Source organism: Pseudomonas izuensis (assembly GCF_002356535.2).
GTDB classification, from domain to species: Bacteria; Pseudomonadota; Gammaproteobacteria; order Pseudomonadales; family Pseudomonadaceae; genus Aquipseudomonas; species Aquipseudomonas izuensis.
In genome coordinates this window covers 6439092-6465256 of sequence record NZ_AP017423.2, presented here as the reverse complement: position 1 = coordinate 6465256, position 26165 = coordinate 6439092, and the positions used below count along the sequence as shown (strand labels likewise).

Genomic DNA, 26165 nt, shown 5'->3' with positions numbered 1-26165 from the left:
TGTGGGAGCGAGCCTGCTCGCGAAAGCGGTGGATTGGGCACCGCAGAAAGCAGATTGAACGAATCCATGAAGCAGGGGATTTCAGGCCGTTTCGACGGCCTGTTTTTTTGCCTGGAATAAATGCAATTACATATCTCAAAAACGAATAACCAAATGAATAAATATGATTTATGGATATATAAATCACCTGTTAAGGTCACTCCATCGAAGCGAGATCGCAAACCGCGAATCGCTAACACCGTTCAAGGAATCGTCTGAATGCTGGTTGTCTCACTCGGTGGCAGTCCCAGCCAACGCTCCCGTTCCGGGGTGCTGTTGGAGCGCTCTCGGCGTTGGTTGCAAGGGCAGGGTGTGGAAGTGGTGAGTTATCAGGTACGGGACTTCCCGGCCGAAGACTTGCTGCATGCACACTTCGACAGCCCAAAGGTGATCGACCTGTTGCAACAGATTGAAAACGCCGATGGCTTGTTGATTGCCACCCCGGTTTACAAGGCTTCGTTCTCCGGTGCGCTGAAAACCGTACTGGACCTGCTGCCCGAGCGCGCTCTGGCTCACAAAGTGGTTCTGCCGATGGCCACCGGGGGCAGTATCGCCCACATGCTGGCGGTGGATTACGCGCTCAAACCGGTGTTGTCGGCCCTGAAAGCCCAGGAACTGCTCCAGGGAATTTTCGCGGTCGACAGCCAGATCGCTTACGGCGAAGGCAGCGCCCAGGCGCAGTTGGCGCCGGAGCTCGAAGAAAGACTGAATGAATCGCTGGAGTTGTTTTTCAGCGCCATGGCGCGACGGCCCAAGCCGCTCGATCCGAACCTGTTGAATGACCGTTTGTTGAGTGCTCGATGGAGCATTTAGGTCTCATCCGAAACTGAAGTACTGGCCTTACTCGCCCGCCAACGGGCAAGCAGGTGCAGCCAAAACCCAACTGCAAAAAGGAGAGCGCCATGCGCCCTGTCATTTTGCGTCGTGGTCTGGTCGCTCTGTTTGCTGCGGCTGTCACCTTCGGCGCCATTACACAAGCCCAAGCTGAAACCTTAAGAATCGGCTATCAGAAATACGGCACCCTGGTGCTGCTCAAAGCCAAAGGCACCCTGGAAAAACGCCTCGCCGCCCAAGGCGTGGACGTGCAATGGACTGAATTCCCCGGTGGCCCGCAACTGCTCGAAGGCTTGAACGTCGGCTCCATCGACTTCGGCGTGACCGGCGAAACACCGCCCGTGTTCGCTCAAGCGGCGGGCGCTGATTTGCTCTACGTCGCCTACGAACCGCCAGCCCCTCACAGCGAGGCGATCCTGGTGCCGAAGGACTCGCCGATCAAATCGGTGGCCGAGCTCAAAGGCAAGAAAGTCGTCCTCAACAAAGGCTCCAACGTGCACTACCTGCTGGTTCGCGCACTGGAAGACGCCGGCCTCAAATACACCGATATCCAGACCGTATTCCTGCCACCGGCAGACGCCCGCGCCGCGTTCGAGCGTGGCAGCGTCGATGCCTGGGTCATCTGGGACCCGTACCAGGCGGCTGCCGAGCAACAACTGCAAGCGCGCACTCTGCGCGATGGCCAGGGCATCGTCGACAACCACCAGTTCTACCTGGCGACCAAGCCATACGCACAAAAGAATCCCGAGGTGATCAAGACCCTGGTGGAAGAAGTGCGCGCCGTCGGCGAGTGGTCCAAGGCCAACCCGCAGGACGTGACGCAACAGGTTTCGCCACTGCTTGGCCTGCCGGCAGACATCACCCTGACCTCGGTGAAACGCCAGGGCTACGGCGCACTGTTCCTGACCCCGGAAGTGGTCGCCGCCCAGCAGAAAATCGCCGACAGCTTTTACCAGCTCAAGCTGATTCCCAAGCCGCTGAGCATCAAAGACGTGATCTGGACGCCACCGGCGGCCGTAGCAAAAGCCCAGTAAACCGATTCCCCAAGGAGACCACTCCATGAGCCTCAATATCTTCTGGTTCCTGCCTACCCACGGCGACGGCCATTACCTTGGCACCGCCGAAGGCGCTCGCGCCGTCGATCACGGTTACCTGCAACAAGTCGCGCAAGCGGCGGATCGCCTGGGTTTCGGCGGGGTGTTGATCCCGACCGGCCGTTCCTGCGAAGACTCGTGGCTGGTGGCGGCGTCGCTGATTCCGGTGACCCAGCGCCTGAAATTCCTCGTCGCCCTGCGCCCCGGGATCATTTCCCCGACGGTGGCGGCGCGTCAGGCGGCGACGCTGGATCGTTTGTCCGGTGGGCGTGCATTGTTCAACCTGGTCACGGGCGGCGACCCGGAAGAGTTGGCCGGCGATGGCCTGTTCCTCAGCCACGAAGAGCGCTATCAGGCTTCGGTGGAATTCACCCGCATCTGGCGCCGGGTACTGGAAGGCGAAACCGTCGATTACGACGGTCAGCACATCAGTGTGAAAGGCGCCAAGCTGCTCTATCCACCGATCCAGCAACCGCGTCCGCCGCTGTATTTCGGTGGCTCGTCGGAAGCAGCGCAGGACCTGGCGGCAGAGCAGGTGGAAATGGTCCTGACCTGGGGCGAGCCGCCTGCAGCCGTTGCCGAAAAGATCGAACAGGTGCGCGCCAAAGCCGCCAAACTCGGTCGCACCGTGCGCTTCGGTATTCGTCTGCATGTGATCGTACGTGAAACCAACGCCGAGGCCTGGCAAGCGGCGGATCGCCTGATCTCGCACCTGGACGACGACACCATCGCTCGTGCCCAGGCTTCACTGGCGCGCTTCGATTCGGTCGGCCAGCAACGTATGGCGGCGCTGCACGGCGGCAGTCGCGACAACCTGGAAGTCAGCCCCAACCTGTGGGCCGGTGTCGGTCTGGTGCGTGGCGGTGCCGGTACGGCGCTGGTGGGCGATGGCCCGACCGTGGCCGCCCGCGTGAAGGAATACGCGGACTTGGGCATCGACACCTTCATCTTCTCCGGTTATCCGCATCTGGAAGAGTCATACCGTGTTGCCGAGTTGTTGTTTCCGCACCTGGATATCGAACGTCCCGAATTGCCGAAAAGCGCCGGTTACGTCAGTCCGTTCGGTGAGATGGTGGCCAACGATATTCTTCCCAAAGCCGCGTCCCAGAGCTGAGGCGCGCCATGAAGAAAATCATCCACAGTCTCGCGCCCTGGGCGTTGCCGGTATTACTGCTGGCGGTATGGCAGTTGTCGGTGTCGGCGGGTTGGTTGTCGACGCGGATTCTGCCTGCGCCCATCGCCGTGATCGAAGCCGGTGTAAGCCTGGTGCGCAGCGGCGAAATCTGGACGCACCTAGCGATCAGCGGCTGGCGTGCCGCGCTGGGCTTTGCCATTGGCGGCAGCATTGGCCTGACCCTGGGCTTTATTACCGGTCTGTCGAAGTGGGGCGAACGCCTGCTCGACAGTTCGGTGCAGATGATTCGCAACGTACCGCACCTGGCGCTGATTCCACTGGTGATCCTGTGGTTCGGCATCGACGAGTCGGCGAAGATTTTCCTGGTGGCGCTGGGCACCTTGTTCCCGATCTACCTCAACACCTATCACGGCATCCGCAACGTCGACCCGGCACTGGTGGAGATGTCCCGCAGCTACGGCTTGTCCGGTTTCAGTCTGTTCCGCCAGGTGATTCTGCCGGGCGCGCTGCCTTCGATTCTGGTCGGCGTGCGCTTCGCCCTGGGCTTTATGTGGCTGACGCTGATCGTCGCCGAAACCATTTCCGCCAGTTCCGGCATCGGTTATCTGGCAATGAACGCCCGTGAGTTTTTGCAGACCGACGTGGTGGTGCTGGCGATTCTGCTGTACGCGGTGCTCGGCAAACTCGCTGACCTCGCGGCCCGCAGGCTTGAACGTGTATGGCTGCGCTGGCATCCGGCCTATCAGGTCGTCAAGGGAGGTGCCGCATGACCGCTCAACAACCTCCACGCCTGCTGCGCGGGATTCCGCTGGCAGTGCGCAAGTTGCAAAAAACCTTCGGCTCGCGGCAGGTGCTGCGCGAGATCGACCTGCACATTCCGGCCGGTCAGTTCGTCGCGGTGGTCGGTCGCAGTGGCTGCGGTAAAAGCACGCTGCTGCGCTTGCTGGCGGGTCTCGATCAGCCGACGGGCGGTGAGCTGCTGGCTGGTTCCGCACCGTTGAGTGAAGCCCGGGAAGACACCCGGTTGATGTTCCAGGAAGCACGCCTGCTGCCGTGGAAAAAGATCATCGACAACGTCGGCCTCGGACTCAAGGGCAACTGGCGTCCACAAGCGCTGGAAGCACTTGAAGCGGTCGGTCTGGCGGATCGCGCCAACGAGTGGCCGGCGGCGTTGTCGGGCGGGCAGAAGCAGCGTGTGGCCCTGGCTCGCGCATTGATTCATCAACCGCGCCTGCTGTTGCTCGACGAACCGTTGGGCGCACTGGATGCGCTGACCCGGATCGAAATGCAGCAACTGATCGAGCGGCTCTGGCAACAGCATGGCTTCACGGTGTTGCTGGTCACCCATGACGTCAGTGAAGCGGTGGCGATTGCCGATCGGGTGATCCTGATCGAAGACGGCGAAGTCGGCCTCGACCTGCACGTGGAGCTGCCACGCCCTCGGGTGCGCGGTTCCCATCGACTGGCGGCGCTGGAAACCGAAGTGCTCAATCGCGTGCTGTCACTGCCCGGCCAACCGCCGGAGCCGGAACCTGTTTCACCCTTGCCTACGCAGTTGCGGTGGGCGCAATAACTCAAGCTTTATCCAACGACAGGAATCAACATCATGACTATCAAGGCCATCAACGTACGCAACCAGTTCAAAGGCTCCATCAAGGAAATCGTCCTCGGTGACGTGCTGTCGGAAATCGACGTGCAAACCGCTTCCGGTATTGTCACCTCGGTGATCACCACCCGTTCGGTGAAAGAGCTGGAACTGGCGGTGGGCAGCGAGGTGATCGCGTTCGTGAAATCCACCGAGGTTTCGATCGCCAAGTTGTAAGCCTGTGCGTAAACGACAACCCCGAAGGGTTTGAGCCCTTCGGGGTTTTTTATGTGTGTGATTCAGTAAGGTTGGCGGTGCGGCCTTCGCGAGCAGGCTCGCTCCCACAGGGGAATGCATATCAAATGTGGGAGCGAGCCTGCTCGCGAAGAGGCCAGCCAAGCCAATAGAGAGTCAGGCAGGAACAGCACGCTTTGGCAGGTAAGGCGGCAGATACAGCCCCAGATACGCATCAAACACCCGCATCCCTTCCTCGGCCATGCGCGGTGTAATCTGCCCGTGCTGCTGCACCGAACGCGCATATACCCGGTCGCCCAGTTCCATGGCCAGGGCAAATACATCGACATCGTTCGGCAACTTCGGCAATTCGAAATGATGATCGAACAGCTTGTGCATCAGGTCGCCCAGTTCAATGTCGTGCTGACGGTCGGCCTGGGTGACTTCGGTCAGGCCATGCTGGGCGAGGATCAACTGGCGGGCGGCGGCGTCTTCGCTGTAGATCGCCAGCATGCGCTGTTCCACCAATCGCGACAGATCGCGCCAGCCGCCGAGGGCTTGATGGTCGATAGGCGCTTGCAAGCAGGCGCGGAACGCAGCGTGGACGTCGGCGGTCAGGGCTTCGAGCAGAGCCGGGACGCTGGCGAAAAAGTGGTAGACGGAAGAGGGCGGGATCTCCGCGCGCTCGGCGACGCTGTAGATCGACAGACTGGCCACGCCCTCGGCGGCCAGCAGTGTGCGGGCGGCATCGAGAATCGAGTCGATCCGGGCCTGGCTGGCTGCGCGGGGTTTGCGGGGAGTGGCGGTGCGCGTCATTGGAGTCTCCTGCGGGGCAGGGGGCATTGTAAGTGCAGGCATCTGTGTTGTCTGCCTGGACGCCTTCGCTGGCAAGCCAGCTCCCACAGGTTACTCACTGTCCCTGTGGGAGCTGGCTTGCCAGCGATCCGCCGAAGGCGGCCATAAAAAAACGCCGCCGGCCTTATCAGCCGGCGGCGTTCCTTTTTTACTGCAACCGCTTACACGGTATGCAGGTACCAGTTGTACTCAAGGTCGGAGATGGAGTGTTCGAACTCCTCCAGCTCGCTCTCTTTGCACGCGACGAAGATATCGATGTATTTCGGATCGATGTACCTGGCCATGACTTCGCTGTCGTCCAGTTCACGCAACGCATCGCGCAAGTTGTTCGGCAGGCTTTGCTCGTTCTGCTCGTAGCTGTTGCCTTCCACCGGAGCACTCGGTTCGATCTTGTTGACCAGACCATGGTGCACGCCCGCCAGGACCGAAGCCATCAGCAGGTACGGGTTGGCATCGGCGCCGGCCACTCGGTGCTCCAGACGCACCGCGTCGGCGGAGCCGGTCGGAACGCGCAGGGCCACGGTGCGGTTGTCCAGGCCCCAGCTCGGCGAGTTCGGCACGTAGAACTGCGCGCCGAAACGACGGTACGAGTTGACGTTCGGGCAGAGGAACGCCATTTGTGCGGGTAGGGTCTCGAGCACACCGCCGATCGCGTGACGCAGTGCGGCGTTCTGCTCGGGATCCTCACTGGCAAAAATATTCTTGCCGTCTTTGTCGAGAATCGAGATGTGGACATGCAGGCCATTACCCGCCTGGCCTGGGTAAGGCTTGGCCATGAAGGTGGTGTCCATCTCATGGTCGTAGGCGATGTTCTTGATCAGGCGCTTGAGCAGCACGGCATAGTCGCAGGCCTTGATCGGGTCGGCCACGTGGTGCAGGTTCACTTCGAACTGCGCCGGGGCACTTTCCTTGACGATGGCGTCGGCCGGGATGCCTTGCTCTTTCGCACCTTCCAGAATGTCCTGGAGGCAGTCGACGTATTCGTCGAGGTCGTCGATCAGGTAGACCTGTGTCGAGTGCGGACGCTTGCCGGAAACCGGTGAGCGAGGGGGTTGCGGACGACCGTTCACGTTCTCCTGGTCGATCAGGTAGAACTCCAGTTCGAACGCGGCGCAGATGGTCAGGCCCATTTCGTCGAACTTGCGCACGACATTGGCCAGCACTTCACGCGGGTCGGCGAAGAATGGCTCGCCTTCGAGTTCGTGCATGGTCATCAACAGTTGCGCGGTCGGGCGCTTCTGCCAAGGCTCATTGCACAGGGTGTCGGGGATTGGATAGCAGATTCGGTCAGCATCACCGATGTCCAGGCCCAGGCCGGTGCTTTCCACCGTCGAGCCATTGATATCCAGAGCAAATAGAGAGGCCGGCAGGTTGATGCCTTTCTCGTAAACCTTGTGGAGGCTGGTGCGTTCGATGCGCTTGCCGCGCACCACACCATTCATATCCGCAATCAGAAGGTCAACGTACAGAACCTCAGGATGTTCCTTAAGGAACGCGTTCGCTTCGTTAAGCTGAACGGCACGCGGGGGTACCGACATGATGCAACACCTTTGTTGTTAAAAATATCAATCATTGATCTTTTCTGGTTTCAGTCAACCCGAACGGCCTGCCGAAGTCAAGCGAGGCCTTATGTGCCCTGAAAAAGCGCCATGAGGGCATTTATGGGGCACTTTGGGGCATTTTTTTGTTCTCGAGAGACATGGCTCCAGCACGTTTGAGCGGACCGTGTTGTATTTTTTACGGGGGTGTTGTGTAAAAAAATGAACAAGGCTAAGCTCGAATCAAACCCATAACAGCAATAATACCGGGGTGCTTCATGTCTCGCCTGCCGTTAATCGGCGTCACCGCCTGCTCTACGCAGAACGGTCGGCATGCTTATCACATCAGTGGCGACATTTACGCCAACACTGTAGCCGCTGCGGCTTCGAGCCTGTCGGTGATCCGTGTTTCCCAGGCGGTCAGACCCTCCCTGTCCGATATTCTGGACGGCCCTGATGGCACACCCATTACGGTTACTCCATTCAATATAGAACCGATTCACAATAGCGGCTCAGCCATCGTGCAGGGTACCGTTCGCGGTTGCGCACGCCCGACGTTTACCGGGCTGTCCGGAAAACCACGTTAGCCTGTGCCAGACGCGCATTTCAACGCGACGCCGATGCGTCAAACATCGCCTGACACGCAACGTCAGGAAACTCAAAGCCTAGAGGCATTTATGAGTAACAACCTCGACCAGCTCACCGATTGGTTGAAAAACCACAAGATCACAGAAGTCGAATGCATGATCGCTGACTTGACCGGGATTACCCGGGGCAAGATTTCGCCGACCAACAAATTCATCGCCGAAAAAGGCATGCGTCTCCCAGAAAGCGTGCTGTTGCAGACCGTGACCGGCGATTACGTCGAAGACGACATCTATTACGAGCTGCTCGACCCGGCCGACATCGACATGATCTGCCGTCCCGACCAGAGCGCGGTGTACCTGGTGCCATGGGCCATCGAGCCGACCGCCATCGTCATCCACGATACCTACGACAAACAGGGCAACCCGATTGAGCTGTCGCCACGCAACGTGCTCAAGAAAGTCCTGAAGCTCTATGCCGACAAAGGCTGGCAGCCAATCGTGGCGCCGGAAATGGAGTTCTACCTGACCAAGCGCAGCGACGACCCGGACTATCCGCTGCAACCGCCGATCGGCCGTTCGGGTCGCCCGGAAATCGGTCGCCAGTCGTTCTCCATCGAAGCGGCGAACGAATTCGATCCGCTGTTCGAAGACGTTTACGACTGGTGCGAACTGCAGGACCTGGACCTCGACACGCTGATCCACGAGGACGGCACGGCGCAGATGGAAATCAACTTCCGTCACGGCGATGCCCTGTCCCTGGCCGACCAGATCCTGGTGTTCAAGCGCACCATGCGCGAAGCCGCGCTCAAGCACGACGTGGCCGCGACCTTCATGGCCAAGCCGATGACCGGCGAGCCGGGCAGTGCCATGCACTTGCACCAGAGCATCATCGACATGGAGACCGGCAAGAACATCTTCTCCAATGAAGACGGGACCATGAGCCAGTTGTTCCTGCACCACATCGGTGGCTTGCAGAAACTCATCCCCGAGCTGTTGCCGCTGTTCGCACCCAACGTGAACTCGTTCCGCCGCTTCCTGCCGGACACCTCGGCACCGGTGAACGTGGAGTGGGGCGAAGAGAACCGCACCGTGGGCCTGCGGGTTCCGGATGCCGGGCCGCAAAACCGTCGGGTGGAAAACCGCCTGCCGGGCGCCGATGCCAACCCGTACCTGGCGATTGCCGCGAGCCTGCTCTGCGGTTACATCGGCATGGTCGAAGGCCTGAACCCGAGTGCGCCGGTGGTGGGGCGCGGCTATGAACGCCGCAACCTGCGCCTGCCGCTGACCATCGAGGACGCGCTGGAACGCATGGAAAACAGCGCGACCATCGAGAAATACCTGGGCAAAAATTTCATCACTGGCTACGTCGCGGTCAAGCGGGCCGAGCATGAAAACTTCAAGCGCGTCATCAGTTCGTGGGAAAGGGAATTCCTGCTCTTTGCCGTCTGATACGCCGGGCGCCGTCGCTGCCTGGCGGCGCTTTCAACTGATTTTTTTAGGAGATTCGTATGACCAGCAACAATCCGCAAACCCGTGAATGGCAAACCTTGAGCAATGATCACCACCTGGCTCCGTTCAGCGACTTCAAACAGCTGAAAGAGAAAGGCCCGCGGATCATCACCAACGCCAAGGGCGTTTACCTCTGGGACAGCGAAGGCAACAAGATCCTCGACGGTATGGCCGGCCTGTGGTGTGTCGCGATTGGTTATGGTCGCGATGAGCTGGCCGATGCCGCCAGCAAACAGATGCGCGAGCTGCCTTACTACAACCTGTTCTTCCAGACGGCGCACCCGCCGGTACTGGAACTGGCCAAGGCCATCGCCGACATTGCGCCAGAAGGCATGAACCATGTGTTCTTCACCGGTTCCGGCTCTGAAGGCAACGACACCATGCTGCGTATGGTCCGCCACTACTGGGCGATCAAGGGCCAGCCGAAGAAGAAAGTCATCATCAGCCGCAAGAACGGCTATCACGGTTCCACCGTGGCCGGCGCGAGCCTGGGCGGCATGACCTACATGCACGAACAGGGCGACTTGCCGATTCCGGGCATCGTCCACATCGCCCAGCCGTACTGGTTCGCTGAAGGCGGCGACATGACGCCGGAAGAGTTCGGCATCTGGGCTGCCAATCAGCTGGAAGAGAAGATTCTGGAAGTCGGCGTCGACAACGTCGGTGCCTTTATTGCCGAGCCGATCCAGGGCGCCGGTGGCGTGATCATTCCGCCAGACAGCTACTGGCCGCGCATCAAGGAAATCCTCGCCAAGTACGACATCCTGTTCGTCGCTGACGAAGTGATTTGTGGTTTTGGCCGCACCGGTGAGTGGTTCGGCAGCGATTTCTACGGCCTCAAGCCCGACATGATGACCATCGCCAAAGGCCTGACCTCCGGCTACATCCCGATGGGTGGCCTGATCGTGCGTGATGAAGTGGTCGACGTACTCAACGAAGGCGGTGACTTCAACCACGGCTTCACCTACTCCGGTCACCCGGTCGCAGCCGCTGTGGGCCTGGAAAACATCCGCATCCTGCGCGACGAAAAAATTGTCGAACGCGTGAAATCGGAAACGGCACCGTATTTGCAGAAACGTCTGCGGGAACTGAACGATCATCCGTTGGTGGGCGAAGTTCGTGGGGTGGGCCTGCTGGGGGCCATTGAACTGGTCCAGGACAAGGCCACGCGCAAGCGCTACGAAGGCAAGGGCGTCGGCATGATCTGCCGGCAGTTCTGCTTCGATAACGGGCTGATCATGCGTGCCGTGGGGGACACCATGATCATCGCGCCGCCGCTGGTGATCAGCAAAGAGGAAATCGATGAGCTGGTGGCCAAGGCGCGCAAGTGCCTGGACCTGACCCTGAGTGCATTGAAGGGCTAAGTGCTAGGCTCTGAGCGGGAGTATGAAACTTTCGCTCAGCGTCGCCATAAAGGGCGGCCTTTCCTTGAAAGACCGCCTCGGATCTTGCCAGACTAGCCGCGGTTCCAGTTGTCCGGGTTCGGCCGCTGAACAAAGTGGTTCAAAAAAAGAAAAATTTGGAGCATGACGCATGAAGGCATTAGGTAAAAAGCTTGCTGGCAAGACTCTGCTCGCCCTGTCCATTGCGGGCATGATGGCGGGTGCAGTGCACGCGGACGACAAGGTGTTGCACGTTTACAACTGGTCCGACTACATCGCTCCGGACACCATCGCGAACTTCGAGAAAGAGTCCGGGATCAAGGTGGTCTACGACGTATTCGACAGCAACGAAACCCTGGAAGCCAAGCTGCTGGCGGGCAAGTCCGGCTACGACGTGGTCGTACCGTCGAACAACTTCCTGGCCAAGCAGATCAAGGCCGGCGTCTATCAGGAGCTGGACCAGTCCAAGCTGCCTAACTGGAAAAACCTGAACCAGGATCTGCTCAAGGCCGTTTCGGTCAGCGACCCTGGCAACAAGCACGCCTTCCCGTACATGTGGGGCTCGATCGGCATCGGCTACAACCCGGAGAAGGTCAAGGCTGCGCTGGGCGTGGACACCATCGACTCCTGGGACGTCCTGCTCAAGCCGGAAAACATCGCCAAGCTCAAGGGTTGCGGTGTGAGCTTCCTCGATTCGCCGACCGAAATGCTCCCGGTCGCGCTGCACTACCTTGGCCTGCCAACCGACAGCCAGAAGAAAGAAGACATCAAGAAAGCCGAGGACCTGTTCCTCAAGATTCGTCCATCGATCACCTATTTCCACTCGTCCAAGTACATCTCCGACCTGGCCAACGGCAACATCTGCGTAGCGGTTGGCTACTCGGGTGACGTGCAGCAGGCCAAGTCCCGTGCCGCCGAAGCCGGTGACAAGGTGAAAGTCAGCTACGCCATTCCGAAAGAAGGTGCGGGCAGCTTCTTCGACATGGTTGCCATTCCCAAGGATGCCGAGAACGTCGAAGGCGCCTACAAGTTCATGACCTTCCTGCAGAAGCCTGAAGTCATGGCCGGTATCACCAACGCCGTACGCTTCCCGAACGGTAACGCCGCGGCAACACCTCTGGTGGAAAAAGACATCACCAGCGATCCAGGCATCTACCCGCCGGCCGATGTGCAGGCCAAGTTGTATGCCATCGCCGACCTGCCAGCGGCGACCCAGCGTGAAATGACCCGCAGCTGGACCAAAATCAAATCCGGTAAATAAGCCGGTTTGATGCAATAGCCTGTTGTCGTCATCCAGGCGATGGCGACAACAGGTTGAATTAAATGACAAAAGTTTTGCTGGAACGGTTTTTCGAGGGTAAGTTGCGCGCCGGTTTTGTTGCTGGGCAATCACGGTTGTCATGTAACGCGGGGCAACTTGGGCCCAACTAATTTTAGAGGACCTCCACTTGCCTATTTCTTCTTTGTTGCGCAATGCCGTGTTGCTCGGTGCCGGACTGACGCTTGCCGTCAGTGTCCAGGCCGCCGGCACCGTGCATATTTATAACTGGTCCGACTACATCGGCGAGTCCACCCTGGCCGACTTCCAGAAAGAGACCGGGATCAAGCCGGTCTATGACGTGTTCGACTCCAACGAAACCCTGGAAGGCAAGTTGTTGGCCGGGCATACCGGGTACGACGTGGTCGTGCCGTCCAACCACTTCCTTGGCAAACAGATCAAGGCCGGGGCTTTCCAGAAACTCGACAAGTCGAAGTTGCCGAATTATTCGAACCTCGACCCGGTATTGCTCAAGCGCCTGGAACAGAACGATCCGGGCAACCTTTACGCCGTACCGTACCTGTGGGGTACCAACGGCATTGGCTACAACGTCGACAAGATCAAGGCTGTGCTGGGCGTCGACAAGATTGATTCCTGGAGCGTGCTGTTCGAACCTGAGAACATCAAGAAGCTGCACAAATGCGGCGTGGCGTTCCTCGATTCCGCTGATGAAATGATGCCGACGGTCCTTAACTACATGGGTCTGAACGCCAACAGCACCAACGAGGAAGACTACAAGAAGGCGACCGCCAAGTTGCTGGCCGTGCGGCCCTACGTCACCTACTTCAACTCGTCCAAGTACATCACCGACCTGGCTAACGGCGATATCTGCGTGGCGGTCGGGTTCTCCGGCGACATCTTCCAGGCCCGCAACCGTGCCCAGGAAGCCAAGAAAGGCATCAACATCGCCTACGCCATTCCGAAAGAAGGCGGTGCACTCTGGTTCGACATGCTGGCGATTCCGAAGGACTCGGCCAACCCCAAGGAGGCCCACGCGTTCATCAACTATTTGCTGAAACCTGAGGTGATTGCCCAGGTCAGCGATTACGTCGGCTATGCCAACCCTAACCCGGGGTCGGACAAACTGATGGAACAGTCCATTCGCACCGACGAAGCGGTTTACCCACCGCAAGAGGTGCTCGACAAGACCTACGTGTCCGTCGAGTTACCACCGAAGATTCAACGCTTGATGACCCGCAACTGGACCACGGTCAAGTCGGGTAAATAGCTTCAAGGCTCAAACTATCCAAGGTTGGCTCACCTTGAGCGAACTGCACTCTTTTTTTTTGGGAGTTTCGTAAATGGCAGTTGCCTCCGGCGCCTATAAGAAAGCCCTCGAGGGCGACCAGTCACCTAAGCAGGTGCTGGTCAAAATCGACCGGGTCACGAAGAAGTTCGACGAGACGATTGCCGTGGACGATGTGTCCCTGGAAATCAAGAAAGGCGAAATTTTCGCCCTGCTCGGCGGTTCGGGATCGGGCAAATCGACCTTGCTGCGCATGCTCGCAGGTTTCGAACGGCCCACGGAGGGGCGCATCTTCCTCGATGGCGTAGACATCACCGACATGCCGCCTTACGAGCGGCCGATCAACATGATGTTCCAGTCCTACGCCCTGTTCCCGCACATGACCGTGGCGCAGAACATCGCCTTCGGCCTCAAGCAGGACAAGCTGCCCGCCGCTGAAATCGATGCGCGAGTGGCCGATATGCTCAAGCTGGTGCAAATGAGCCAGTACGCCAAGCGCAAGCCGCATCAGTTGTCCGGTGGCCAGCGTCAGCGTGTGGCCCTGGCCCGTTCGCTGGCCAAGCGGCCGAAACTGCTGTTGCTCGATGAGCCGATGGGCGCACTGGACAAGAAGCTGCGTTCGCAGATGCAACTGGAGCTGGTGGAGATCATCGAGCGCGTCGGCGTAACCTGCGTCATGGTGACCCACGACCAGGAAGAGGCCATGACCATGGCCGAGCGCATCGCGATCATGCACCTGGGCTGGATCGCCCAGATCGGCAGCCCGATCGACATCTACGAAACCCCGACCAGTCGCCTGGTCTGTGAATTCATCGGTAACGTCAACATCTTCGACGGCGAAGTGATTGACGACGCCGAAGGCCACGCGACCATCACCTGCAAGGACCTGGACCGCCAGATCTATGTCGGCCACGGCATCAGCACCTCGGTGCAGGACAAGTCCGTGACCTACGCGATCCGTCCGGAAAAACTGATCGTCACCCCGACCCAGCCGACCTGTGAATACAACTGGTCCAGCGGCAAGGTGCACGACATCGCTTATCTGGGCGGGCACTCGGTGTTCTACGTCGAACTGCCGAGCGGCAAGATCGTCCAGTCCTTCGTCGCCAACGCCGAACGCCGCGGCACACGTCCGACCTGGGGTGACCAGGTCTACGTGTACTGGGAAGACGACAGCGGCGTGGTACTTCGCTCATGAACATGCGCAAACTCAAACGCCGCCTCAATCGAATAATTCCCGGTGGCCGCCAGCTGGTCATCGGGGTTCCCTTCATCTGGCTGTTCATGTTCTTCATGTTGCCGTTCTTCATCGTCCTGAAGATCAGCTTCGCCGAAGCCGACGTAGCCATTCCTCCGTACACCGAGATCTACAACTACGCCGAGCAGAAGCTGCAGATTCTGTTGAACCTGGGCAACTACTCGATGCTGGCCGGCGACGAGTTGTACATCGCCGCGTACTTTGGCTCGTTGAAGATGGCGTTTTTCAGCACCATCCTCTGCCTGCTGATCGGCTACCCGATGGCCTACGCCATCGCCAGCGCCCGCAAAGAGCTGCAAACGGTGCTGGTGCTGCTGATCATGATGCCGACCTGGACCGCGATCCTGATCCGCGTCTACGCGTGGATGGGCATCCTCAGCAACAACGGCCTGCTCAACGGGTTCCTGATGAGCATGGGCTGGATCAACGAGCCGCTGCAGATCCTCAACACCAACCTGGCGGTTTATATCGGTGTGGTTTACTCCTACCTGCCGTTCATGATCCTGCCGCTGTACGCCAACCTGGTGAAGCACGACCATAGCTTGCTGGAAGCCGCGTCGGACCTGGGTTCGAGCACGTTCAACAGCTTCTGGAAAATCACCATTCCGTTGTCCAAGAACGGCATCGTCGCCGGCTGCATGCTGGTGTTCATCCCGGTGGTGGGTGAGTTTGTGATCCCTGAACTGCTTGGCGGACCGGAAACCCTGATGATCGGTAAAGTGCTCTGGCAAGAGTTCTTCAACAACCGTGACTGGCCGGTGGCGTCTGCCCTGGCGGTGGTGATGCTGGCGATCCTGATTGTGCCGATCATCCTGTTCAACCGCAGTCAGGCCAAGGAAATGGAGGGTAAAGAATGAAGCGCTTCCGTTTCTCCAGCCTGATGCTGGTACTGGGTCTGCTGTTCATCTACGCGCCGATGCTGATTTTGGTGATCTACTCGTTCAACGCCTCGAAACTGGTGACGGTATGGGGCGGCTGGTCGATCAAGTGGTACGTCGGCCTGATGGACAATACGCAACTGATGGGGTCGGTGGTGCGCTCGCTGGAAATCGCCTGCTACACGGCGGTTGCGGCAGTCGCGCTGGGAACGCTGGCCGCGTTCGTCCTGACCCGCATCACCCGCTTCAAGGGCCGCACGCTGTTCGGTGGCCTGGTTACTGCCCCACTGGTGATGCCGGAAGTGATTACCGGCCTGTCGCTGTTGCTGCTGTTCGTGGCCATGGCGCAGATGATCGGTTGGCCACAGGAACGCGGCATCGTGACCATCTGGATCGCCCACACCACGTTCTGTGCGGCGTATGTGGCGGTGGTGGTGTCGGCGCGCTTGCGTGAGCTGGACCTGTCCATCGAAGAGGCGGCCATGGACCTCGGTGCGAAGCCGTGGAAAGTGTTCTTCCTGATCACCATCCCGATGATTGCGCCATCCCTGGGGGCTGGCGGCATGATGTCTTTCGCCCTGTCCCTGGATGACCTGGTACTGGCGAGCTTCGTGTCGGGTCCGGGGTCCACGACCCTGCCGATGGAAGTGTTCTCCGCGGTGCGCCTGGGCGTGAAGCCGGAAATCAACGCCGTGGCCAGCCTGATTCTGTTGGCGGTATCGCTGATGACCTTCCTGGTGTGGTTCTTCAGCCGCCGTGCCGAAGAAAGCCGCAAGCGTGCGATTCAGCAGGCTATCGAAGAAGGCGCTGCCGATTCCTGGAAACAACCGGACGTGCGCCGCGCGCAGGCGCCGGAAGCGGCTTGAGCCTGAAACTGGGTTGACCACATTTCTGTGGCCAACCCAATCCAAACTGTGGGAGCGAGCCTGCTCGCGAAGAGGGAGTATCAGTCGACATCATTGTTGTCTGACGCACCGCTTTCGCGAGCAGGCTCGCTCCCACATTGGCTCTATACAGTCCAAGGGGATTTGCGGATGACCTCGACAAAGTTCATCGGCTTGAACCCCAGCTCCTGATCCATCAGCACATCGGTCTTCACGTTGCCGAACGTAGTCTGCGGACGATGGCGCAAGCCGTCGGCGAAGGCGCAGATGATGCACTCCTTGAACCCTTCACCCCGTGGATGCGCATGCACCACCGCTTCGCGCTGCACGGTGGAAAACGCTGCGTAGTCCATGCCCAGCACATCCATCTCAACGCCGGCGGTCACCAGCGCCACGGTCGGCCGCAGGTGTTGCGGCACACCCGGCGTGGTGTGCAGGGCAATCGACAGCCAGACCTGCTCGATATCGTCATCGCTGAATCCGTAAGGCTTGAGGAACGCCGCCGCGGCGTTTGCGCCATCGACTTCGAAACGCTCGTTGTCGCTGCGGTAACCTTCTACCAGACCCAGGTCATGGAACATCGCGCCGATGTACAGCAGCTCCGGATTGTAGGCCAGTCGCTTGCGGTCGCCGCTCAGCGCACCGAATAGAAATACCCGGCGCGAGTGGTGATAGAGCAAGTCGGATTCGATGTCGCGGATGTATTCGGTGGCGGCCTTGGCCAATGCGCTATCGGGGATTTTGATACCGGCAATGATGGTGGTCATGGGCGTTTCCTCGTGGTGAACGCCTTGGCGGCGCTGAGGTGTCCAGTCTGTTCGGGCACCCCAAACCGGACAATCGATCCATGGCTGCGATCCCGGCCAATGAGCATGCATATCGCGCCAGCCTCGCTTGTTGGTCGGGGATTGGCTAAGTTTGCTGCCCGTAAACTGCTTTTGTGGCGAGGGAGCTTGCTCCCGCTCGGCTGCGCAGCAGTCGTAAACCCTCTATCGCGATGCTCCTGAAAGAACTTGCTTGCGGTTTATGGGGCCGCTTCGCAGCCCGACGGGAGCAAGCTCCCTCGCCACACAGCGTGATTCTTAGAAGGCAATTCGAACCATGAGTAAAACCATCGCCATCGTGGTGTTCGCCGGCGTCCAGTCACTGGACGTTACCGGACCCATGGATGTGTTTTCCGAGGCCAATCGTTTCCTCGCTCCAGAGGATCACTATCGGCTGGAGGTGATTGGCGTGGAGCGCGGGGTGATGGCGTGTTCCAACGGTCTGGCACTGAGTGCTCATCGACATTTCAGCGATGCGTTGCAGGCCTGGGACCTGCTGTTGGTTGCCGGCGGACCGCAGTTGCCTTTCATGGATTTCGGTGCCGCGTTCGATGCCTGGCTGCGTGATGCCTGCGCGCGGGCTCAGCGCTTTGGTTCGATCTGCAACGGCGCGTTCATGCTTGCCCGGGCGGGATTGCTGGAGGGGCGGACGGTGACCACCCATTGGAGCGATGCCGCGACGCTGGCCGCGCTGTGCCCGACGACTCGGGTCGAAGCCGACCGTTTGTACGTGCAGGATGCCGAGCTCTACACCTCGGCCGGTGTCACGGCGGGGATTGATTTGTCGTTGTACCTGCTGGGCCGCGATCACGGGCCGGACGTGGCGCTGAGCGTGGCCAAGCGGCTGGTGGTGTTCACGCAACGCTCGGGTGGCCAGTCACAGTTCAGCCCGTTCCTCACACCCCACGCCGAGCCGACCTCGGCCGTGGCGATGGTCCAGCACTACGTATTGGCCAACTTGACCGGCGACCTGACCATCGCCGACCTGGCCAAGGCTGCCAACATGAGTGCGCGCAATTTTTCCCGGGTGTTTGCCAGGGAAGCGAAAATCACCCCGGCCGAATTCGTCGAGCGGGCGAGGGTGGATGCGGCGCGAGTGATGCTGGAAAGCACCGGCGCACCGCTCAAGACCGTGGCGTACCAGTGCGGATTTCGTGATGCCCAGCATATGCGCAGCGTGTTCAACCGCAGGCTGGGGGTGACGCCGCAGCAGTTCAGGCAGAACTTTGCGGCGATGGTCTGAGCTGAAATCAGCGGTGTGAGTCAGGGCTTCTTCGCGAGCAGGCTCGCTCCCACATGAGATAGCCAGCGAACACAAAATTTGTGTGCAGCACCGGTCCACTGTGGGAGCGAGCCTGCTCGCTAAAGCGTCAGCTCAGGCAACAAAAATCTATTGCCCCGAACGCGCCGGCAGCAGCTTCAACGTACTGCGCGTATTCGCCGTCACCTCTTCATCATTGAGATGCGCCTGGTAGTACACCCCTTCGATATACGCCTCGGCCTGATCTTCATAGTGACGGTCGAACAGCACGCCACTCTGGCCTACCGGGTTGACGGTGAGGCTATGGGCCGGATCGGCGAAGTCGATCAGGCGCCGGGTCGACGGGCCATAGGTCACCGGCCACGGCGCCGGGCCGATCCTGGCCGACAGGTTGTTTGGCACTTCATGACTGCCGGGGGCGGCGAACGGGCCCACGTTGAACAGCCGGTCCAGCGGCTTTTGCTGGCCCAGCGGGTGACCATGGGTCAGGGTGTGCGCGTTGCCCCATTGCCATTGCGCGGAATCGGCGCCGAGGGTGGCCTTGAGGTGGGCGATGCTGGCCTGCCACGCTACCTTGACCGTATCGGCGCGGGTTTCCTTGCCGAGGGTACTGCGGTTGTCCCACCACGGTGAGTCGGGGTTCGCCGCCAGGCGCGGCAGCGCGGCATCGATTACCCGGGTCGAGAGCAGCGTTTCGAAGAAATCGTTGCCCAATTCATCGCGCATCGCCGCGTCAGCCAGGTTGAACAGGAACTGGTTGAACACGGTGGCGCTAGTGGAATCGAGTGGGTAATCGCCTTTCCATTGGGCCAGTTGCTCCACCAGTTTCAACTCGGCAGGGTCGCTCACCACCGTACGCAACACCGGCAGCAGGGGTGCCAACAGACGCGGGCCGTAAGCGGTGGTGGTGCCCAGTTGCAGTCTCTGGCTGGACTCCAGATCCCACTTGATGCTCTTGTCGCCGAGCTGATAGTTGAGCTGCTGGCCACGATCGGCCAGGTTGTAGTAACCGGGAATTTCCATGCCCGTCGGTGACACGGGCTGGAAGTTGGCGGAGACGATGTAGCCCCGCGCCGGGTTCTCTTCCTGCGGGTTGGCGCTGAACGGGTAGAAACCTTCCTTGTCCGCCTCGGCGCTGCTGCCGTCGAGGATGAACCATGGGCGTACCCCGGCAGGACGCTTGGGCAATTGCGCCGCCGCCCACCAGCCGATGTCACCCTTGGCGTTGGCCCAGACGATATTCAGGCCGGGAGCCTGGACCTTGGCTGCAGCGCTGCGCGCCTTGGCCAGGGTGTCGGCACGGTTGAGCTGGTAGAAGCCTTCCAGTATCGGGTTCTGGCTTTCGAGAAACCCCCACCACATGGCAATCGGCGTTTTACCGACACTGTTGCCCAGCGCATCGTTGACGATCGGGCCGTGGGGCGACTGGCGCAACGTCAGGGTTACCGGTGCCTGGCCCTTGACCGCGATCTGCTGTTCGCTGGTCACCATGTCTACCCACTTGCCGCGGTACCAGACTTGGTTGGGATTGTCCGGGTTGACCTTTTCGGCAATCAGGTCGAGGTCGTCGTTCTGAAACATGGTGATGCTCCAGCCGAAATCACGGTTCATGCCCAGCGAGGCGAACGGCATCAAGGCCTGGTAATGGCCGTAGAGTTCGAAGCCCGGCGCCGAGAGCTGCGCTTCGTACCACACCGACGGCGCGGAAAAGCGGATGTGCGGGTCACCTGCGAGCAACGGCTTGCCGCTTTTGGTTCGACTGCCGGCCACGACCCAGGCGTTGCTGCCTTCGAATTGAGGCAGGCCGTTGTCAGCCAGTGCCTGTTCGCTCAGGCGGGCGAGGGCGTTGAGGTCTTTCCAGTCGGCGCTGGCCAGGGACGGCTTGGCGCCGCTGTGCCGGTTCGCCAGCACACCGTTGGGCTGCCAGTCGAGATCGAAAACGTTGAGGTAGTCGGCACCCAGTTGATCGCGCACGAACGTCAGCAACGGTTCGGTACGGAATGCCGCGGCAAAGCTGTAGGCCATGTAGCCGGCGATGCTGATGGTGTCCTGGGCGGTGAACGGGCGTTTTTGAATGCCCAGCACATCGAACTCCACGGGTTTTGCGTGGCTGTCCTGATACTGGTTGATGCCATCCAGATAGGCTTGCATGGCGATGAAGGCGGGCGATTGCTTGTCCAGATTCGCCAGATAGGTTTCGGCGCGTTCACGAATGCGCAGGCTGCGCATCAGCTTGTCGGTGTCGAGCAGTTTCGGGCCGAGCACCTCGGCCAGCTCACCCCGGGCCAGGCGACGCAGGACTTCCATCTGGAACAGTCGATCCTGGGCATGGACATAACCCAGGGCACGGTACAGGTCGGGTTCGTTTTCGGCGCGGATATGCGGGATCCCGCGTTCATCGTAGCGCACGGTGACCGAGCCTTGCAGGTGTTGCAGTTCCACCATGCCCTGGCGTGTCGGCTGCTTGCTGTAGACGTACCCGCCGCCAACGGCGACTAGCGTGACGATCAGCGAGCCGAGAGCGGTCAGGCTACGTTTCATGGTGACTCCTTGTTGTTATGAGCGACTGCAGTTCCCTGGTGCCACTGTTTAACACGGCTCACCGAATTGGCCCATCGCCCGTAGGAGGGATTCGTATTGCCGCGTTTTTCCCTACCTGGCTGTATCGGCCGGCCAAGGGCAGTAACACCCTACCGCCAGTGTGTGCGTGGCACTCACGGCGCGACCTTCGTTTAACGCCTGCAGGATCGGCTCGATAAAACTGTTACTGGAATTGCAGGTCAGGCCTTCGCTGTAGGGGCCGAAGTACGCCAGCTTGCCGTTGCGATCCCAGATGGCCACGGCGGGGCTGGCGGGGACCTGCTCGGAGCCGGGCAGGACGCTGAGGGTTTTCAGGCGGCTCAAGTTGCCCGGCAACTGGCCATGGCTGCCGGGTTTTTGCACCGAGTAGAACTCAACACCCTGCGGGGCGTATTGCTCGACCAGTTCACTGAGGTGTTGTTGATTGCCGACATTGCACGGGCACGCCGGGTCCCAGAAATGGACGAGGCGGATGGCGCCCGGGCCGGCGAGCGTGTCGGGCAGGCGCAGCGGGTCGCCGGAGAACAGCGCGGTGTGCTCGCTGAATGCGCGCAGGTAGCGCCCCTGGAACCAGTCGTAGGCCGCCCACAACGCACCGGCGCACACCACGGCGAGCAGGCTGGCAAACAGGGTGGCGCGCAAGGGCGATCGCATGGGTTCATTCCTCGAAGGTCGGCTAGCTTGCCATGCTTGCCGCGACAGATGAATATCGCAGGTCCATAAAGTCCGTTTAGTGCTCTGGAATCGCCCATGCCTGTCACCTTCGACCCTGATCACCTGCGCGCCAGCCTGCGGCCATTGGCCGAGGGGCAGCCGTTGTCAGCGGAGGCCCAGGCTTATCAGCGGTTTTACGGGCTGGATTTTGCTGCGCGAAACGTACGCAGTGGCCTGGGGCGTTTTCAGGTCGATGGTTATGACCTGGTCAGCCAGGTCTGGTGGCCGGAGCGGGTGAAGGCGACGCTGTTTGTCTTCCATGGCTTTTATGATCACACCGGCCTCTACCGGCATGTGATCGAGTGGGCGCTGGAGCAGGGCTTCGCGGTGATCGCCTGCGACTTGCCGGGGCATGGGCTGTCCAGTGGCGAGCGGGCGAGCATCAAGGACTTCGCCGAGTACCAGGACGCACTGCTAGGCCTGTTTGCCGAGGCGCGCTCACTTGATCTGCCGCAACCGTGGCACCTGTGCGGACAGAGCACCGGTGGCGCGATCGTGATCGACCATGTGTTGAATGCGGGGGCGAGCAGTCCGGCCCAGGGCCAGGTGATTCTGTTGGCACCGCTGGTGCGGCCGCGGGCGTGGGGCTGGTCGCAACTGAGTTATTACCTGCTCAGGCCATTCGTCAAAGCCATCGCCCGGCGTTTCAGTGAAAATTCGAATGACCCGGATTTCCTGCCGTTCCTGCAGGCCGACCCCTTGCAGCCACTACGACTGCCGACGGCGTGGGTCGGGGCGTTGGCGCGCTGGATCAAACGCGTCGAAGCCGCACCCGCCAGCCCCCGGCGACCGTTGATTGTGCAGGGGCAGGCGGACATGACCGTGGATTGGGAACACAACCTTGAGGTGCTGCGGGCGAAGTTCGATCGGCCTCAGGTATTGATGCTGCCTGAGGCGCGGCATCACCTGGCGAATGAGGCGGCGGTATTGAGGGGGGAGTATTTCGGTTTTTTGACCAAGCGGATCAAGGGCAGGAATCTTTAGCGACAATAAGGGCCTCATCGCGGGCAAGCCTTGCTCCCACAGGTTTATGTGTTGATCACAATATTGTGGATTCACACCGGCCACTGTGGGAGCAAGGCTTGCCCGCGATGAGGCCCTTACTGTCACTGAAGACTATTGGGGATTGGCCTGCCCCACCGCCAACCCCGCCTTGATCGCCGCCAGTGCCGCCTGATAATAAGCCTTGCCCTCGGCCGACTCGGCAAAGGTGGCGAACTCTTCCAGCTCTTCATCCGACAGGTCGCGATAGACATACAGCAACGTGTTGTTCAGGTCGCTGCCGATCTGGTCCATCAAGCGCTGGCGCTGCCCGTTCAACATGCCTTGGGCCTGGCCCGCGCCGAGCAGGCCGGGAATCATCGAGCTCAGGCTGTCGGCGGCGACACCGGCAATCGCCAGGCTGACTTCGGCGCCCGCCTCGCGTGCAGGCAACGCCTGCGCCAGGTGGCCAATGATCAGCAGGCGACTGTCGCTGGCCTGCATCTTGGGCAAACCCTTGGCGTTTTTCGCCAGTTGATCGCGGCGGGTCGCGAGCAACTCGGCGGCGACGATTTTCTTGCCCAGCGGGGATTGAAAGAACGCCAGTGCGGGCTTGGGATCAGCGAGGTTCTTGCGCAACTGTGCTTCGGCGCGCCGGTCCACCGCCTTGGGATCAAAGCGCTGATTGCTGTTGTTGACCAACGCCTGGAACACCGCCGGTGGCAGGCTGCTTTGGTAGCGTTGTTGCGCGGCCGAGAGGGCGTCGTTGAAATGCGCGCGTTGTTCCGGCCAGCCGGCGACCTTGTACAACTGGTCGTGGCCGTCTGCCCAGGCGGGCAAAACGCAGAACATCAGCAGGGAGAGAAGCAAACGGCGCATAGGGACTCCTGTCAGCAGGCGACTATTCTCCGTGTGGCATACAGTCTTGTCGAGAATTCGTATCAACCCGCTGCGTGGCTCTGTCGGATTTCCAGGCGCAGGAATACTATGCGCGCCATGCAAATACCTTCTGATCACCCGCTGCTGTTACGAATCGTCGATGACCTGGCTGCCAACGGCTGGTCACAGCAGAATATTTTCCTGCCTCTGGATCTGACCCGGGCGCTGGCGGCCGAGTGCCGTAAACGTGCAGCCGAGGGCGAACTGGCTCCGGCAGCGGTGGGGCGTGGACCTTCCTCGGAGATCCGCGAGGGGATTCGCGGCGATCATATCCAGTGGATCGAACCCGGCCAGGCCGAGGCATGCGACAGTTATTTGCAATTGATGGACAGCTTGCGCGAGGCGATGAATCGCGACCTGTTCCTGGGCCTGGAAGATTTCGAAAGCCATTTCGCGATGTACCCGCCCGGTGCGTTCTACCTCAAACACGTCGACCGGTTCCGCGACGACGACCGGCGCATGGTGTCGGCGGTGGTCTATCTCAACGACGCCTGGCTGCCAGAGCACGGCGGTCAGTTGCGCATGTACCTGGATGCAGACGTGCCATACGATGTGGTGCCGACAGGTGGATGCCTGGTGGTATTCCTGTCGGGAGAGGTTCCCCATGAAGTCCTGCCCGCGACCCGTGAACGCCTGTCGTTGACCGGCTGGTTCCGGCGTCGGGGCAACGAGCCGTTCTGATCATGCACAAGATTCTTGTAAGCCGCTGCCTGCTGGGTCACCGCGTACGCTATGACGGCGGCGCCAGCGGGCCGTTCGATCAGCTTCAGCGGTGGCTCGACGAAGGGCGGGTCGTGCCACTGTGCCCGGAAGTCGCCGGCGGTTTGCCGACGCCACGGGCAGCCGCGGAGATTCCGGGCGGGCAGGGTGCCGACGTGCTGGAAGGGCAGGCATCGGTGATCACCACCGAGGGCGAAGACGTCAGTGCGCAGTTTCTGTCCGGGGCTTATCAGGCGCTGGCGCTGGTGCAAAAGCACGGCATCCGCATTGCCATCCTCAAGGCCAACAGCCCGTCCTGCGGCAATCGGCTGACCTACGACGGGACGTTCAGTGGCGTGAAGGTCAGTGGCGAAGGGGTGACGGCGGCGCTTCTGAAGCGAAATGGCGTTCAAGTCTTCAGCGAACTCGAACTGGCTGAGGCGGCGCAGGCACTGGCAGCACTCAATTAACGACCCACACAAGACTACTGTGGGAGCGAGCCTGCTCGCGAATGCGTAGTGTCAGTCGACATCAATGTTGTCTGGCACACCGCTTTCGCGAGCAGGCTCGCTCCCGCAGGGTTATCCCGCGGCTCAGGGGTTCGGTGCCGCACCCGAATCCGCCCCAAACCATTTCTGTTCCAGCGCCTCGAGCCGGCCATCGGCCTTGATCCGCTGCAACGCGTTTTCCAGGCTGGCATGAAACGCCGGGTTCCCCTTCTGAAACGGAATCGCCAGGCTCACAGGCGCGCTGGCTTTCGGCTTGTCTTCGGTCAGTGACTGCACCAGCAGCATTGACTTCGGCTCGTCCTTTTGTGCAATCAATTGCGCATCGGCATGAATGTAAGGTTCGCTGAAGTCGAAACGATCCTTGAGTGCCGGGGTCTCTGCAATGTGATTGATGGCGATGTCGTACTTGCCGCTTTCAACACCGGTCAACAAATCGCCGGAGTCGGTGACGACAAAGTCGGCGCGCACATCCAGTTCGTTAGCCAGCAATTGACCCAATTCGACTTCAAAGCCTGCAAGACTGCCGTCTTCCTTGAAATTGAAGGGGGGTGTATTAGCCTCAAGGGCAATGCGCAATTCACCGCGGTCGTTTACGTCGTCAATCAGTTCGGCGTGAGCCAAAGGGCTCAAAAGGGGTAGCAGGCAGATCAGGCCAGGCAGAAAGCGCATGGTCACTCCTTTGAATTTTTTATCGCGACCCTTTGATTCAGGCTCGCTTTGCTATGGTTGTCGAGTGCCTTCGACAACGATTGACCATGAAGTTGTGATGGTCACGCGAATTTTACGGAAAAACTGGAGAAGAGAATGAAAACCTTTATGTCACGTGCTGCGTTGGCTGGCCTGCTGATGGGTGTTTCGGTGCTGGCCAGTGCGGCCACGCCGGCTCCTGTTGGCGCTTCGGTGAGCATCGTCGAGCCGGCCAGCGGTGCCGTTGTCGATGGCAAGTTCAAGGTCAAGTTTGAAGTCAAGGGCATTGCGCTGGCGCCTGCGGGTGATGCCACCCCGAACACCGGCCATCACCATCTGTTGGTGGATGCCAAGAGCATTGTTCCGGCGGGCGCTGCCATCCCTGTAGATGACAACCACAAGCACTTCGGCAAGGCCCAGACCGAAACCGAACTGGAGCTCAAGCCAGGCACGCACACCTTGCAACTGGAACTGGGTGACAAGAACCACATGGCGTTCGACCCGCCGATCGTCTCGGAAAAAATCACCATCACGGTGAAATGACTTTCCGGCCGGCATGAAAAAGGGAGCTCCTGAGAGCTCCCTTTTTATTGCG

The 26165-nt window shown here is 60.2% G+C and carries 26 protein-coding genes; 19 read left to right on the top strand and 7 right to left on the bottom strand.

The window, feature by feature from the left end:
• Nucleotides 1-258: 258 nt before the first annotated feature.
• The 6 genes from ssuE to LAB08_RS28970 all read left to right on the top strand — a co-directional run bounded on the left by ssuE (nt 259) and on the right by LAB08_RS28970 (nt 4924).
• Entirely contained in the window at nt 259-852 is a 594-nt protein-coding gene (ssuE, locus tag LAB08_RS28995) for an NADPH-dependent FMN reductase (RefSeq protein WP_096514325.1), read from the top strand.
• Nucleotides 853-941: 89 nt separating this feature from the next.
• The gene (locus LAB08_RS28990; RefSeq protein WP_096514326.1) at nt 942-1907 is read left to right on the top strand and encodes a sulfonate ABC transporter substrate-binding protein; all 966 of its coding nucleotides are present in this window, start codon (nt 942-944) and stop codon (nt 1905-1907) included.
• A gap of 25 nt (nt 1908-1932) precedes the next feature.
• Nucleotides 1933-3081 carry an FMNH2-dependent alkanesulfonate monooxygenase gene (gene ssuD / locus LAB08_RS28985; RefSeq protein ID WP_007939251.1) on the top strand — a complete coding sequence of 383 codons (1149 nt, stop codon included), beginning with the start codon at nt 1933-1935 and terminating at the stop codon, nt 3079-3081.
• A gap of 8 nt (nt 3082-3089) precedes the next feature.
• Complete coding sequence (gene ssuC / locus LAB08_RS28980) at nt 3090-3872, top strand: aliphatic sulfonate ABC transporter permease SsuC (RefSeq protein WP_096514327.1); 783 nt, start codon at nt 3090-3092, stop codon at nt 3870-3872.
• Complete coding sequence (gene ssuB, locus LAB08_RS28975; protein WP_096514328.1) at nt 3869-4675, top strand: aliphatic sulfonates ABC transporter ATP-binding protein; 807 nt, start codon at nt 3869-3871, stop codon at nt 4673-4675. Before ssuC ends, ssuB begins: the two co-directional genes overlap by 4 nt.
• Nucleotides 4676-4708: 33 nt before the next feature.
• A complete protein-coding gene (locus LAB08_RS28970) occupies nt 4709-4924 on the top strand; it encodes a TOBE domain-containing protein (protein ID WP_007967989.1) in 216 nt (71 codons plus the stop codon).
• Nucleotides 4925-5098: 174 nt separating this feature from the next.
• On the opposite strand, the gene LAB08_RS28965 is transcribed toward LAB08_RS28970, so the two are convergent.
• Both LAB08_RS28965 and LAB08_RS28960 read right to left on the bottom strand, forming a co-directional pair.
• Nucleotides 5099-5737, bottom strand: a complete 639-nt coding sequence (locus tag LAB08_RS28965; protein WP_096514329.1) for a TetR/AcrR family transcriptional regulator — start codon at nt 5735-5737, stop codon at nt 5099-5101.
• A gap of 200 nt (nt 5738-5937) precedes the next feature.
• Nucleotides 5938-7314: a glutamine synthetase family protein gene (locus LAB08_RS28960; protein WP_096514330.1), complete on the bottom strand. Its 1377-nt coding sequence runs from the start codon at nt 7312-7314 to the stop codon at nt 5938-5940.
• A 278-nt stretch (nt 7315-7592) separates the two neighbouring features.
• Here LAB08_RS28960 and LAB08_RS28955 point away from each other — a divergent pair, with 278 nt between their 5' ends.
• From LAB08_RS28955 to LAB08_RS28920, 8 genes are all read left to right on the top strand, one after another.
• The gene (locus LAB08_RS28955; protein WP_172901640.1) at nt 7593-7901 is read left to right on the top strand and encodes a hypothetical protein; all 309 of its coding nucleotides are present in this window, start codon (nt 7593-7595) and stop codon (nt 7899-7901) included.
• 90 nt (nt 7902-7991) lie between these two features.
• The gene (locus LAB08_RS28950) at nt 7992-9350 is read left to right on the top strand and encodes a glutamine synthetase family protein (RefSeq protein WP_096514331.1); all 1359 of its coding nucleotides are present in this window, start codon (nt 7992-7994) and stop codon (nt 9348-9350) included.
• Nucleotides 9351-9409: 59 nt separating this feature from the next.
• Nucleotides 9410-10774: an aspartate aminotransferase family protein gene (locus tag LAB08_RS28945; RefSeq protein WP_096514332.1), complete on the top strand. Its 1365-nt coding sequence runs from the start codon at nt 9410-9412 to the stop codon at nt 10772-10774.
• A gap of 169 nt (nt 10775-10943) precedes the next feature.
• Nucleotides 10944-12053: a polyamine ABC transporter substrate-binding protein gene (locus LAB08_RS28940; RefSeq protein ID WP_096514333.1), complete on the top strand. Its 1110-nt coding sequence runs from the start codon at nt 10944-10946 to the stop codon at nt 12051-12053.
• Nucleotides 12054-12240: 187 nt separating this feature from the next.
• Nucleotides 12241-13338 (top strand): polyamine ABC transporter substrate-binding protein, encoded by a 1098-nt coding sequence (locus LAB08_RS28935; protein WP_096514334.1) that lies wholly within the window; start codon nt 12241-12243, stop codon nt 13336-13338.
• 73 nt (nt 13339-13411) lie between these two features.
• Nucleotides 13412-14554 carry an ABC transporter ATP-binding protein gene (locus LAB08_RS28930; protein WP_096514335.1) on the top strand — a complete coding sequence of 381 codons (1143 nt, stop codon included), beginning with the start codon at nt 13412-13414 and terminating at the stop codon, nt 14552-14554.
• Between the two features lie 35 nt (nt 14555-14589).
• Nucleotides 14590-15471 (top strand): ABC transporter permease subunit, encoded by an 882-nt coding sequence (locus LAB08_RS28925; RefSeq protein ID WP_177435603.1) that lies wholly within the window; start codon nt 14590-14592, stop codon nt 15469-15471.
• The gene (locus tag LAB08_RS28920; RefSeq protein ID WP_096514337.1) at nt 15468-16358 is read left to right on the top strand and encodes an ABC transporter permease subunit; all 891 of its coding nucleotides are present in this window, start codon (nt 15468-15470) and stop codon (nt 16356-16358) included. The genes LAB08_RS28925 and LAB08_RS28920 overlap by 4 nt, the downstream gene beginning before the upstream one ends.
• A 143-nt stretch (nt 16359-16501) precedes the next feature.
• On the opposite strand, the gene LAB08_RS28915 is transcribed toward LAB08_RS28920, so the two are convergent.
• Nucleotides 16502-17143: an HD domain-containing protein gene (locus tag LAB08_RS28915; protein WP_096514338.1), complete on the bottom strand. Its 642-nt coding sequence runs from the start codon at nt 17141-17143 to the stop codon at nt 16502-16504.
• 334 nt (nt 17144-17477) lie between these two features.
• Between LAB08_RS28915 and LAB08_RS28910 the strand changes: the two genes are divergently transcribed.
• The gene (locus tag LAB08_RS28910; protein WP_096514339.1) at nt 17478-18443 is read left to right on the top strand and encodes a GlxA family transcriptional regulator; all 966 of its coding nucleotides are present in this window, start codon (nt 17478-17480) and stop codon (nt 18441-18443) included.
• Nucleotides 18444-18590: 147 nt separating this feature from the next.
• Here the strand turns inward: LAB08_RS28910 and LAB08_RS28905 are convergent, their stop codons facing one another.
• Both LAB08_RS28905 and LAB08_RS28900 read right to left on the bottom strand, forming a co-directional pair.
• The gene (locus LAB08_RS28905) at nt 18591-21002 is read right to left on the bottom strand and encodes a penicillin acylase family protein (RefSeq protein WP_096514340.1); all 2412 of its coding nucleotides are present in this window, start codon (nt 21000-21002) and stop codon (nt 18591-18593) included.
• Nucleotides 21003-21113: 111 nt separating this feature from the next.
• On the bottom strand, nt 21114-21695 hold the full coding sequence (locus tag LAB08_RS28900) for a DUF6436 domain-containing protein (protein ID WP_096514341.1): 582 nt from the start codon (nt 21693-21695) through the stop codon (nt 21114-21116).
• Nucleotides 21696-21791: 96 nt separating this feature from the next.
• On the opposite strand from LAB08_RS28900, the gene bipL reads away from it, so the two are divergent.
• On the top strand, nt 21792-22739 hold the full coding sequence (bipL, locus tag LAB08_RS28895; RefSeq protein WP_096514342.1) for a phospholipase BipL: 948 nt from the start codon (nt 21792-21794) through the stop codon (nt 22737-22739).
• Between the two features lie 132 nt (nt 22740-22871).
• Here bipL and LAB08_RS28890 read toward each other — a convergent pair whose 3' ends face one another.
• The gene (locus LAB08_RS28890) at nt 22872-23615 is read right to left on the bottom strand and encodes a DUF2059 domain-containing protein (RefSeq protein ID WP_096514343.1); all 744 of its coding nucleotides are present in this window, start codon (nt 23613-23615) and stop codon (nt 22872-22874) included.
• A gap of 108 nt (nt 23616-23723) precedes the next feature.
• On the opposite strand from LAB08_RS28890, the gene LAB08_RS28885 reads away from it, so the two are divergent.
• The gene (locus tag LAB08_RS28885; RefSeq protein ID WP_096514344.1) at nt 23724-24356 is read left to right on the top strand and encodes a 2OG-Fe(II) oxygenase; all 633 of its coding nucleotides are present in this window, start codon (nt 23724-23726) and stop codon (nt 24354-24356) included.
• 2 nt (nt 24357-24358) lie between these two features.
• Nucleotides 24359-24844: a 2-thiouracil desulfurase family protein gene (locus tag LAB08_RS28880; protein ID WP_096514345.1), complete on the top strand. Its 486-nt coding sequence runs from the start codon at nt 24359-24361 to the stop codon at nt 24842-24844.
• Between the two features lie 123 nt (nt 24845-24967).
• Here LAB08_RS28880 and LAB08_RS28875 read toward each other — a convergent pair whose 3' ends face one another.
• Nucleotides 24968-25552, bottom strand: a complete 585-nt coding sequence (locus LAB08_RS28875; RefSeq protein ID WP_096514346.1) for a transporter substrate-binding domain-containing protein — start codon at nt 25550-25552, stop codon at nt 24968-24970.
• 135 nt (nt 25553-25687) lie between these two features.
• Between LAB08_RS28875 and LAB08_RS28870 the strand changes: the two genes are divergently transcribed.
• Entirely contained in the window at nt 25688-26113 is a 426-nt protein-coding gene (locus LAB08_RS28870) for a DUF4399 domain-containing protein (protein ID WP_096514347.1), read from the top strand.
• Nucleotides 26114-26165 lie beyond the last annotated feature (52 nt).